General features: G+C 44.8%; 8 protein-coding genes and 2 pseudogenes. 8 read left to right on the forward strand and 2 right to left on the reverse strand.

Annotation, left to right across the window (positions count from 1 at the left end):
• Nucleotides 1-2: 2 nt before the first annotated feature.
• The 8 genes and pseudogenes from ONB37_07580 to ONB37_07615 all read left to right on the forward strand — a co-directional run bounded on the left by ONB37_07580 (nt 3) and on the right by ONB37_07615 (nt 11,032).
• On the forward strand, nt 3-1,199 hold the full coding sequence (locus ONB37_07580) for a glycosyltransferase family 4 protein (protein ID MDZ7400006.1): 1,197 nt from the start codon (nt 3-5) through the stop codon (nt 1,197-1,199).
• Complete coding sequence (asnB, locus tag ONB37_07585; protein ID MDZ7400007.1) at nt 1,200-3,089, forward strand: asparagine synthase (glutamine-hydrolyzing); 1,890 nt, start codon at nt 1,200-1,202, stop codon at nt 3,087-3,089. It begins immediately after the preceding gene.
• Nucleotides 3,090-3,398: 309 nt separating this feature from the next.
• Entirely contained in the window at nt 3,399-5,072 is a 1,674-nt protein-coding gene (locus ONB37_07590) for a glycerol-3-phosphate dehydrogenase/oxidase (GenBank protein ID MDZ7400008.1), read from the forward strand.
• A gap of 319 nt (nt 5,073-5,391) precedes the next feature.
• On the forward strand, nt 5,392-7,542 hold the full coding sequence (locus tag ONB37_07595; GenBank protein ID MDZ7400009.1) for a YCF48-related protein: 2,151 nt from the start codon (nt 5,392-5,394) through the stop codon (nt 7,540-7,542).
• A gap of 132 nt (nt 7,543-7,674) precedes the next feature.
• Complete coding sequence (locus ONB37_07600) at nt 7,675-8,667, forward strand: NAD-dependent epimerase/dehydratase family protein (GenBank protein ID MDZ7400010.1); 993 nt, start codon at nt 7,675-7,677, stop codon at nt 8,665-8,667.
• A gap of 489 nt (nt 8,668-9,156) precedes the next feature.
• Nucleotides 9,157-9,279, forward strand: a pseudogene (locus ONB37_07605) (acyltransferase).
• A gap of 267 nt (nt 9,280-9,546) precedes the next feature.
• Nucleotides 9,547-9,774, forward strand: a pseudogene (locus tag ONB37_07610) (DapH/DapD/GlmU-related protein).
• A 136-nt stretch (nt 9,775-9,910) separates the two neighbouring features.
• Nucleotides 9,911-11,032: a glycosyltransferase family 4 protein gene (locus tag ONB37_07615; protein MDZ7400011.1), complete on the forward strand. Its 1,122-nt coding sequence runs from the start codon at nt 9,911-9,913 to the stop codon at nt 11,030-11,032.
• Between the two features lie 209 nt (nt 11,033-11,241).
• On the opposite strand, the gene ONB37_07620 is transcribed toward ONB37_07615, so the two are convergent.
• Together ONB37_07620 and ONB37_07625 are read right to left on the reverse strand one after the other, a co-directional pair.
• Nucleotides 11,242-11,508: a type II toxin-antitoxin system YafQ family toxin gene (locus tag ONB37_07620; GenBank protein ID MDZ7400012.1), complete on the reverse strand. Its 267-nt coding sequence runs from the start codon at nt 11,506-11,508 to the stop codon at nt 11,242-11,244.
• Nucleotides 11,505-11,699, reverse strand: a 195-nt coding sequence (locus ONB37_07625; protein ID MDZ7400013.1) for a type II toxin-antitoxin system RelB/DinJ family antitoxin, incomplete at its 5' end; no start/stop codon positions are given. The genes ONB37_07625 and ONB37_07620, both read right to left, overlap by 4 nt.

Consider the following 11,699-nt stretch of genomic DNA (forward strand, 5'->3'; position numbering starts at 1 on the left):
CGATGAAAGTATTAATGATTGCACCGCAACCATTTTTTCAGCCTAGAGGAACACCCATCAGCGTATTGCATCGCATCCATGCATTATCGCAATTGGGACATCAGATTGACCTTGTGACATATCATCTGGGTCAGACTATACCGTTTGAAAATGTCACCTATTATCGGATTCCGAAAATCCCATTCATCAGAAAAATTAAAGTTGGGCCTTCCAAAGCCAAGATTTTAGTCGATTTTTTTGTGATTCTCAAAACGCTTAGTCGGCTAATGAAGGTGAATTATGATGTGATTCACTCGCATGAAGAAGCTGGTTTTTTTGGGGCATGGCTCGCCCGAAAATTCGGTATCATGCATTTATACGATATGCATTCCTCGCTGCCGCAGCAATTAACCAATTTCAAATTTACGCGGCTAAAATTTCTCATCCATTTGTTCGAACGCCTGGAACGAAAAACTATCGAACGATCGGATGCACTGATTACGATTTGTCCTGAACTGTACAATTACGTTGCTCAGCTCTATCCCGGCAAAAAGCAAATGCTCATCGAAAATGTAGCCGATAATAGCGTTGTTTTTGGGGATGAGCCTGGACCAGAATTGGATTTGCGTCAGCAATATCAGTTGAATTCGAAAACGATCATCTTATATGCTGGCACATTCGAGCCTTATCAGGGATTAGATTTATTGATTGACGCGAGCCAGGCAGTTATTGCCAAGGACAAGAATGTCAAATTCGCTTTGGTCGGAGGGAATCCAAAGCAGGTGGCTCATTATCAGCGAATGGTAACCCAGCGCAATTTGGATGATTATTTCGTTTTTACTGGACAAGTTGCCCCAAATCTGGTCCCCAAATTTTTGGAGATCGCCGATATATTGGTGACGCCGCGGATCGAGGGCAATAATACCCCATTGAAAATTTATTCTTATCTGCGCTCGGGCAAACCGATCGTTGCAACTAACCATATCACCCATACTCAGGTCCTCAATGATCAGGTAGCGCTGCTGACAGAGTGCACGGCAGAGGCTTTCGCCAATGGCTTAATTCGGGTGCTTAAGGATGAACCATTAAGGAAATCTTTATCGGAAAACGCTCGGCTGTTGGCACAGGAAAAGTATAGCTATGAAGTCTATCTTCAAAAAACCCGCAATTTGTATTACTTTTTAGAACAGAAAAAAAGGCTCATTAAGGAGATCAAATAAATGTGCGGCATCTGTGGTATGATATGGAGCGATCCCAATCGATCGGTGGATCAGATGGTCATTCAGAAAATGTGTGATGTGATTGTTCACCGCGGACCAGATGAAGAGGGCAACTACGTTACTGGCAATGTGGGACTGGGGATGCGCCGACTGAGCATCATCGATCTCGATACTGGCAAGCAACCGATCTCGAATGAAGACGACACGCTCTGGATTGTGTTCAACGGCGAAATTTACAATTTTCAGGAGATTCGGGATGAGCTTGAAAAGAGGGGTCATCGATTTAAAACCCGGAGCGATACCGAGACGATCCTTCATGCTTACGAACAGTATGGCGAAGCTTGTGTTCAACTGCTCAATGGGATGTTTGCGTTTGCGATCTGGGATAGCCGTGATCAATCGCTGTTCTTAGCGCGCGATCGACTTGGAAAGAAACCGCTCTATTATCTTCATGATAAAGATCGCTTCATCTTCGGATCTGAGATTAAGTCCATTTTGCAGGCGGAAGATATCCCCCGTCGGATCGATCTGGAGGCGCTAGATCATTTTCTGACCTTCGAATACATCCCTGCGCCGCTCAGCATATTTCAGGATATTCGAAAATTGCCGCCAGCACATACCTTGAAGTTCAAGCGTGGGGAAATTCGAGTGCGAAGCTATTGGGAGATGCAGCTAAGGTCGAATGGGGCAACGCCAGATCAGCTCAAAGCGCAATTGCGCGATTTGCTCCAGGATGCCGTTCGGCTCCGCTTGGTGAGCGATGTGCCGCTGGGCGCTTTTTTAAGCGGGGGGATTGACTCCAGTACCATAGTCGCCCTGATGGCCCAGGTCATGAAAGAGCCAGTGAAAACTTTTTCCATCGGTTTCGAAGATTCCACCTATAATGAACTGCATTACGCTCGGATGATCGCCGAAAAATTCAAGACGGATCATCATGAATTTATCATCAAACCCGATGCTGTTGAGCTGTCGGACACATTACTAAAATTTCTCGATGAGCCTTTTGGCGATTTTTCGATCTTTCCTACCTATTTGGTTTCGAAAATGGCCCGCCAGTATGTCACAGTCGTGCTCTCTGGCGATGGCGGAGATGAGTTATTTGCTGGATACGACACTTACATTGCCGATAAGATTGCAAGGAAATATTATCAACAGCTACCCAATGCGCTTCGGAATGGGCTGCTTCCAAAGGTCCTGAACTGGATTCCGCCTTCTTCCAAGAAAAAAGGGCTGATCAATCGAGCCAAGCGTTTCGTTGAAGGGATGAAAGTGCCCGAGCAGTTAGAACATGTCCGATGGATGATCTTCTTGCAGCAAGCTGAGAAAGAGCGGCTTTATGCCAGCGACATCAAAAGCGGGCTGATGGGAATCGACCCATATAAGTTCATTAAGAATTATTTTGCCAATGTCTCTCAAAATGGGACTGATGCGATCAACCGCCAAATGTACGTTGATGTGAAAACCTACTTAGTAGATGATATCTTGGTTAAGGTCGATCGCATGAGCATGGCCACTTCCCTGGAAGCTCGCGCGCCGTTTTTAGATTATCGGTTTGTGGAATTGGCGGCGAGCATTCCTGGAGAGTTGAAAATGCAAGGCAAAAAAACAAAAGTTATTTTGAAACAGGCTATGGAGGATCTGTTGCCGCATGAAATTCTCTATCGGGGCAAAGAGGGCTTCAGTATTCCGATCAAAAACTGGCTGAAAAAAGAATTAAAGCCCTTGATGATGGACACGTTGGCGCCCGAAAAGCTAAAACGAGAGGGCTTTTTCAATCCTGATTATGTGCAGCAATTGATCAAGCAACATTTGAACGGTGCAGAAAATCACAGCCATCGGCTTTGGGCGTTGATTATTTTCGGCAGGTGGTATGATTTGTATATGAGCTGATTGTGAAACGTGAATTGACAGATGGCAGAGATCAGTGAACTGTGAAAAGTGATCAGTGATCAGTAATCAGTAATCAATAATCAGTGATCAGTAATCAGTGATCAGTAATCAGTAATCAATAATCAGTGATCAGTAATCAGTGATCAGTTATCAGTAATCGGTTTCTTTTGCAAAGCTTTAAAAGGGTAGCGGGTTCACTTCTCACGTCTCACATTTGCCGTCTGCCAGACAAAAATCCATATATACGGCAGGCAAGCGTGTCAATCCGTGTCATCTGCGTTCGATGAGTCTTTTAAAATGGAGAAATGTATGAAACGAGATTTGAATGAATTGAGCAAACATGAGTATGATGTTGTGATTGTTGGTGCTGGAATTTATGGCGTCAATGCCGCCTGGGATGCCACGCTCCGAGGATTGAAAGTGGCGTTGATCGATAAAGGTGATTTCGGTTGTGCCACTTCCTCCAATAGTCTCAAGACGATTCATGGCGGTATTCGCTATTTGCAGAATCTGGATTTTAAGCGGATGCGAGAGTCGATCCATGAGCGAATGATTTTGATGAAAATCGCTCCGCACCTGGTCTATCCATTGCGCGTGGTAATGCCAACCTATAGCTATAAGATGAAAAGTCGGCCAGCGATGATGATCGCAACCCTAATGAACGATATTGTGGGTTTCGATCGCAATCAACTCGATGATCCTGCCAAATATATGCCGAAAAGCTACACTGTGCCGAAAAAGAAAGTTCAAGATTATATTCCAGGTTATACAAAATACAATTTAAACGGGGCAGCGATCTGGTACGATTGCCAGTGCTATAACACCGAACGGCTGCTGCTATCATTCATCATTTCAGCCACTGAGCGCGGTGCTCAGGCAGCTAATTATGTACAAGCGGTGGGATTTTTAAGGGATGGAAATAGGGTCATTGGGATCAAAGTGCAGGATGTTTTGACTGGGGATAAATTCGACATTCGGGCCAAATTGGTGATCAACAATGCAGGGCCTTGGGTTGATGACGTGCTACTGAGCCTGAACGGCAAGCTTCCTGATCAGAAATTCAAGCTGTCCACGGCCATGAATTTGGTCGTCAATCGGAGATTGATGGATAATGCGGCAGGACTATCTGGGCCATATCAATACGTCCATCCTGACGGCTCTGTGTATAAAGCCCATCGGATTTTGTTTTTTGCGCCGTGGCGGGACTATACCATTATTGGCACCAATCATCTGGTTTATAATGGCAAGCAAGATGAATACAAGGTCACTGAAGCCGAAATTCAGGATTTTTTGGCCGCGGTGAATCAGGCCTACCCTGGCGTCAATATCAAGCGGGAGGAAGTCACTTTTTTTCACGGTGGCTTTTTGCCGATGGCCAGCCAGAACCCGAAAACAGGGGAGGTTGGACTCGAAAAGCACTATAAAATTTACGATCATAAATTCGATTTCGGTGTTGAGGGACTGATTTCGGTAGTCGGCGTGAAATACACTACAGCCAGGGATGTGGCGCAGAAGACCATCGATCTGGCTTTCAAAAAAATGGGCCGCAAGGCCCCCAAGTGCCAAACGGAAGAAGTTCGGCTTCACGGCGGCAATATCGATCGCTTCAATGAATTTCTGAATAATGCCATTAATCAGCGACCGTATGGATTAAATGAGAAAGTGATGAAGCACCTCAGCTACAATTATGGCACTACCTATAATGAAATTTTGAATTATGGCGCTCGGGACAGAAAATGGATCGAGTTGCTGCCTGGTTCCGAGGAGGTGCTGAAGGCGGAAGTGCTGCATGGCGTCCGAGAGGAAATGGCGCAGAAGTTATCCGATGTGGTGCTGCGCCGAACCGATCTGGGCACGGCGATGAATCCTGGTGAGACGGCGTTGAAAGAGACAGCGAAAATTATGGCGGAGGAATTGGGCTGGGACGAAGCGCGAATGCAAAGGGAGATTAATGAGGTAAAAAAAATATATGTACCAGCATAATGGCTCCCCAAAAAACATTTTGCAGATTAGAAAACATCCCATATTGCCCTCTTCAAGGCAGCGATTTCCCATGGGAGATCATCCTTGAAGGGGGCAAACAAAAGTCTTAATCAATGAAAAAATGCAAGAATTGAGCTGCTTAAACCAGCGCCTGTCATTCCGAATCGCCCGCTGGCGGGGGGAATCTTTGCTTGCAAAAGACCGATGCATTATGGAAGATGTTCGCAAGAAAGATTTCTCGCTACGCTCGAAATGATACGTTTATTCAGTGGGCTAAATTTGTACGAAAAAATTAATTTTTAAAATTGGGAGATGCATCATGAACCACATCATTAGAACATTCGCTCTAGTGCTCATTCTGAGTGCGAGTTTGGCAGCCCATGAATCAGAAGGATGGGTACTGCAAAATCCCCAATTGCAAGGCAATTTGCTTACGGATATTTTTATTGTCGACCAAAATACAGCTTTTGTGGTTGGCTGTTATGGGACGATTATGAAAACGATTGATGGTGGCAAAAGCTGGGAAGTTAAATCTGGTATTGGCGGGCCATCAAATCGGTTGCAATCGGTATTTTTCATCAGTGCCGATACAGGCTGGGTGGTTGGATCTGCAGGAGACATGTTGACATCCAATCATGGGACAATTCTCAAAACAACGGATGGTGGAAAAAACTGGGTAGTCAAACCGCTTTCCAATTACCTGACAGCGGTTCATTTTATCAATGGCAGAACCGGTTGGGCTGTTGGATATGGCTCAATTTATAAAACGAACGATGGTGGCGAGACGTGGATACTTCAAAAGAAAAGATCAGATAACTGGGGCTATGTGAACTGGTCGATATATTTTATTGATGCCAAAACAGGCTGGGCAGTAGGCGATCAAGGAGTCATTCTTAAGACCGATGATGGCGGCGAATCCTGGGTCGCCCAAAAAAGTGGTACCAGCCATCTATTAAATGATCTCTATTTTACTGATGAAAATACTGGATGGGCGGTTGGAAGTCATGGATTAATTCTGAAGACCAATGATGGTGGTGTCAATTGGGAGCCTCAACATTCAGGATCAACAAGTTCCCTTAATGCCGTTCATTTTATCAATAGTGAAATTGGCTATGCTGTTGGAGAGGAATACATTTTAGCGACCTCCGATGGCGGTAACCGTTGGAGCATATATAACTGTGGCATTCCAGATGTCAATTTGAATTCAATTCGATTTCTTGATTCAAATATTGGATGGACTGTCGGACATAGTGGGGTGATTCTGAAAACTATGGATGGCGGGGTGAAATGGGAGCCCCAGGTCAATACCATAACGGCCTCTACTTTAAATGCGGTCTGTTTCATCGATGAGCGAACAGGTTGGACGGTGGGATATAATGGAGAAATCTTTAAGACGCTCGATGGCGGAAATTCTTGGCTGCCTCAAATCAGCGGCACAAAAAATTGCTTAGCTTCGGTGGATTTTATCGATGAGAACACTGGCTGGGCGGTTGGTCAATCAGGCCTAATTCTTAAAACATCAGATGGAGGGACGAATTGGTTGCTGCAACCCAGTGGCGTCTCTCATAATTTAAATTCCGTCTATTTCATTGATGTAAATACGGGGTGGGCTGTCGGAAATAGAGGCATAATACTCAATACCATCGATGGCGGAACGAATTGGATTTCTCAAGCAAGTGGAACGTCCTCTGATTTGAATTCAGTCGTTTTTGTGAATAACAAAACGGGTTGGGCCGTGGGATCTAATGGCACGATGGTCAAAACGACTGATGCTGGAGCTACCTGGATTGCACTGAATAGTGGGACATCAAGAGATTTCTTTTCAGTCTGTTTTGTCGATACGCTTATCGGCTGGGCAGTTGGAGAACACGGGTTGATCTATAAAACTTTGGATGGCGGCTATTCCTGGCGCACCCAATTTGAATCGCTATTTTATTCGTGGGCATCGGTTCAATTTATTGATGCAAACCATGGCTGGGTCGTCGGTCGGAGTGCTAGTAGAGAGAATAGCCCTATCTTTGCTACCGATGATGGTGGAGAACATTGGACCCCTCAAGAGAGCAAAACCTCCCTGAGACTAACATCAGTTTGCTTTGTGAATAGCAAAACAGGATGGGCAGTTGGATCATCTGGCATCATACTGAAAACATCGACAGGAGGTGTCACCTCAGTAACCGAGAATAGGCCGATCAATTCTGCAATTCCTGATCGAATGACACTCAGCCAGAATTATCCTAATCCCTTTAATCCCTCGACCAAAATTCGCTTTGCTCTGCCTCAGCAGGAATTCGTCACGATGAAAATTTTTGATCTTTTGGGACGGGAGATTGAAACACTGGTGAATGGCGTGCGACCGCCAGGTGAATATGAAGTCATCTGGACAGCGAAGGATCTGCCCAGCGGAATTTATTTCGTTCGGATAGAAGCTGGAACATCAGTTCAAACAAAGAAGCTGATTTTGCAGAAATAGATAATTGGGCGATTAGGTAATATGGTAATTAGGCGATTGGGTAAATGGTTGATTAAGTAATTTGTAGACAAGTTTCCTAATCACCCAAGCTCCCAAGAACCAAATTACCTAAAAAGATGGAAAGGATAAAGAATGAACAGAAAGGTCTTAGTAACAGGTGCTACGGGTTTTACTGGTGGATATTTATGTGAAGGTTTGGTGGAACGCGGCTATAAGGTTAGAGCACTTTCATTGCCCAATCAGGATACTGCCAAATTGGAAAAATTGGGTGTCGAGGTCGTATTCGGTGATTTGACGAAAAAAGAGACATTGCCCCCTGCTGTGAAGGATATTGAGGTGGTGTATCATATCGCTGCGGTCTATCGGGAGCAAAATGTGCCGAATCGACTATTTTTTGATGTCAATGTTGGCGGGACAAAAAACTTGCTGGAAGCCTCCCTTTCCGCTGGTGTGCGCCGATTTGTCCATTGTAGTACAGTTGGTGTTCAAGGCGAAATTAAAAACCCGCCGGCTGATGAAACGGCGCCTTATAATCCAGGTGATGTGTATCAACGTTCCAAAGTCGAGGGCGAGAAATTGGCGCTGCAATTTTTCAAAGATCACAAGGATCAAATCGAAGGGGTGGTTTTTCGGCCCGTTGGAATATATGGCCCTGGCGATATGCGGTTTTTGAAGATCTTCAAATTCGTCAACAACGGCAAATTTATGATGATCGGCAGCGGCAAGGTGCTCTATCATCTCACATTTGTGAAAGACCTGGTCGATGGCATCATTCTGTGTGGCGAGAAACAGGAAGCGGTGGGCGAAATTTTTACACTGGGCGGCAACGAATACCTGACTTTGAATGATTTCGTCAAATTATTGGCGGAGGTCCTTGGTGTAGAGCCCCCTAAGCGGCGTATCCCTGCCTGGCCCGTCTGGACAGCGGGATTGATCTGTGAAATTCTCTGCTATCCCTTCCGCATCCAGCCACCTATCTATCGCCGTCGGGTGGATTTTTTCATCAAAGATCGCGCGTTCGATATTTCCAAGGCGAAACGCCTGTTGGGCTACAACCCCAAAGTTGATCTGCGGACGGGATTGAAATTGACGGCAGATTGGTATCGATCACAGAATTTGTTGTAAAGGTGAAATGTAAAATGTAAGACGGCAGAAGGCAGACGTGAAAAGTAATCAGTAGTCAGTGATCAGTGATCAGTAATCAGTTTTGTTTTTTTATCACGTTGCACGTCTCCTATTTCACGTCTCACATCTGCCATCTCACGATTATAAACATCAACAAAATGCTAAAAGCCGTCATTCCGAGCGAAGCGAGGAATCTTTGATTCACAAGATTTCACTCTAAAGAGTATCTACGAGTTCGTCGCATCAATCTTTGCAATGATTCAAAATTGGACATCTTGCAGATGCCTAATCTCACGATTTCTTAAAGGAAAAATAATGAAGAAAGAAACCATCGAAATCCAAAAAGAGCTGTTCGATCAAAAAAAATCAGCCTTGAGAAAATATCAAGATTTGATCATTGGGCAAAAGGGACTGTGGAAGCTAATCAAGTATGAGTTCATCATGACATTTTTCAGCTCGATCCCTGGGGCGCTGGGATTGGTGCTGCGCATGAAACTCTATCCCAAATTATTGGGCAAGGTCGGCAGGAATGTGACCTTCGGACAAAACGTGGTGCTGCGGCATCCGCACAAAATTGAGATCGGCGATAACGTGGTGATCGATGACAACGTGGTGCTGGACGCTAAGGGACAAGATAACCAGGGCATCAAGATCGGCAGCGGCTCGTTTATTGGTCGCAACACGATTTTCAATTGCAAAAACGGAGACATCATTTTGGGCGATAATGCCAACTTCGGCTTCAACTGCCAGATCTTCTCCGCCAACAGAGTTGAGTTCGGAAAAAATGCACTCATCGCTGCTTATTCCTATTTTATTGGCGGTACGCACAATTTCGATGATCTCGATAAGTCGCCGCTGGAGCAGGGTCGGCATGCTATTGGCATCAGCATCGGGGACAATATCTGGGTTGGAGCTGGTGTCTGCGTCCAGGATGGCGTGACTATTGGTCGGGATTGCATCATTGGCACAGGCGCAGTGGTGAATTCCAATATACCAGATTATTCGATTGCCGTGGGGATTCCCGCCCGCGTGATCAAAAATAGAAAGGGTCAAACCGGCAATAGTCAAAAACGAAATTCCAGATCTCAAAAAACAAATTCCAAATAAATTCAAGATTAAAAATCTCAATGACCAAAATGCGATAGGATTCTCGTTTGAAATTTGAATTTTGGGAATTGAAATTTATTTGGAATTTGGGATTTGTAATTTGGAGATTTCTAAATCAATAAAAAGAGGAAGCAGCATGCACAAAAGAATGCTTTACATCAGTGTTTACGACCCTCACGTTCCCTATACAGGTGCTGGTGTCCGTGGAGGGGAATTTGTAACCAATCTGGCGAAGCGATTTCATATCGACCTGATCTATCTTGAAGGCTCGGGCCATCCTGGTGATGCGCTCTTGGAAGACAAATTTGAATGGCGGGTGCAGGGCGTCGATTCCAAGATCAAGCTACCATTTTCCTTACGGAATTATTTTATTTCCAGCAAACAGATGCTGCTGGAGGCCGAACATTTGCTGACCCAGAAGAAGCACGACGTGGTGCTGACCGATTATGGCCTGAGTGCCATTTATGGATTGAAACTGCAGAAGAAGTATCATGTGCCATTCGTCTATTGCTCTCATAATATCGAATATCGGCAATATTTGGGCAAGGCCAAGAAGGACAAGCGCCGCTATCTTTTCGTTCCGTATGTGTACTGGTACGAGAAAAAGGCGGTGAAGAAATGCGATCTCCTGGTGCCCATTTCGGAGCAAGATGCCGATTTTTACACCCGCTGGAAGAGTCGAGACATGATGCATGTCGTTCCCCAATGCTTCAACGAAAAGATTTTCAATCCCTATTACGATCCGCCGAATAACGATCCCAAGATCGTGCTGTTTTATGGCAATTACAACATCTCCACCAATCGAGATGCCGTGTATGCCGCACGGGAGAAGGTGGTGGATCGAGTAGTGGCGCAATATCCCAATGTCAAATTTCAATTCATTGGCGCCAATCCGCCGAAGGACATCGTTCATCCCAACATGGAATTCCTGGGATTCGTGGAGCATCTGGAGGACAATCTGAAAAAATGTGACGTGATGATATCCCCGATTCTGCAGGGCTGGGGCATGCCGACCAAGATCATCGAATCGTTGGCCTGTGGCAAACCGATCATCGCCACAGAACCCGCTGCCAGAGCCGTACCGAAAAAATATCGTACCCTCAAAGTGGTGGATATCGATCACTTCGCCGATGCCATCGTCGAGGCACTGAAAGCTAATAAGCCTGTCGATGCCAGTGATTTTGAACTGCTGAAGCAGGAGTATACATGGGCAGGGGCGCTGGAAAAGTTAGCAGATCGGATTGAGGGGATTTTGTGATTTTAGATGTACGATTTTAGAATTGAAAAGCCTTTGACCGCTAGTTGCGCTAATTTGAGCGAATTGATTTTTATGAAAAATTAAATTAGCGAAATTGGAATAATTCGTGAAATTAGCGGTCTGCTTGGTTGATGGTTTTGAGTGAAAATCGCTTTCTTGAAAGAATAAAATCCGTTGGGTTGTTTCTATCAGTTGGAGAAAGTGGATAGTTATTTGAACAAATCAGAATGTGAGCCAGTTCTTTCTAATGTTAAAGTATCAGAGGTCCGTTTGTAAATCAAAAGCCAGTCTGATTCAATGTGGCAGTCTCGATAACCTTTCCATTCGCCAAAAAGTGGATGATCCTTGTATTTTGGATCAAGCTCATTTCCTGCTGCCAATATCTCGATGACTGTTCTCAATTTGGCAAGGTCTTTATTTTGCTTTTTAATTTTTTTATAGTCTCGTTTAAATTGACTGGTATAATTTATGGTCAACTTTCGAGCTCCTTGAATAATTCATCGACGCTGTTGACCTGATGAAGCTCTTGACCTGCTTCTGATTTTCGGATCGTTTCTGCCGTGAGCTCGTTAGGGATTTTGATCTCAAACGGAATGCCGTTATGAAGCGCTACTTGAGTTAAATACATTGCAATGGCTTCTGATAATGAAATGTTCAGTTTATTTAG

The sequence above is a fragment of the candidate division KSB1 bacterium genome (genome assembly GCA_034506395.1).
Taxonomy (GTDB): Bacteria; Zhuqueibacterota; Zhuqueibacteria; order Thermofontimicrobiales; family Thermofontimicrobiaceae; genus Thermofontimicrobium.

What these genes read in the sequence shown, in the direction of transcription:
- ONB37_07580 (MDZ7400006.1), top strand. Translation starts at nt 3, where the DNA reads ATGAAAGTATTAATGATTGCACCGCAACCATTTTTTCAGCCTAGAGGA.
- asnB (MDZ7400007.1), top strand. Translation starts at nt 1,200, where the DNA reads ATGTGCGGCATCTGTGGTATGATATGGAGCGATCCCAATCGATCGGTG.
- ONB37_07590 (MDZ7400008.1), top strand. Translation starts at nt 3,399, where the DNA reads ATGAAACGAGATTTGAATGAATTGAGCAAACATGAGTATGATGTTGTG.
- ONB37_07595 (MDZ7400009.1), top strand. Translation starts at nt 5,392, where the DNA reads ATGAACCACATCATTAGAACATTCGCTCTAGTGCTCATTCTGAGTGCG.
- ONB37_07600 (MDZ7400010.1), top strand. Translation starts at nt 7,675, where the DNA reads ATGAACAGAAAGGTCTTAGTAACAGGTGCTACGGGTTTTACTGGTGGA.
- ONB37_07615 (MDZ7400011.1), top strand. Translation starts at nt 9,911, where the DNA reads ATGCACAAAAGAATGCTTTACATCAGTGTTTACGACCCTCACGTTCCC.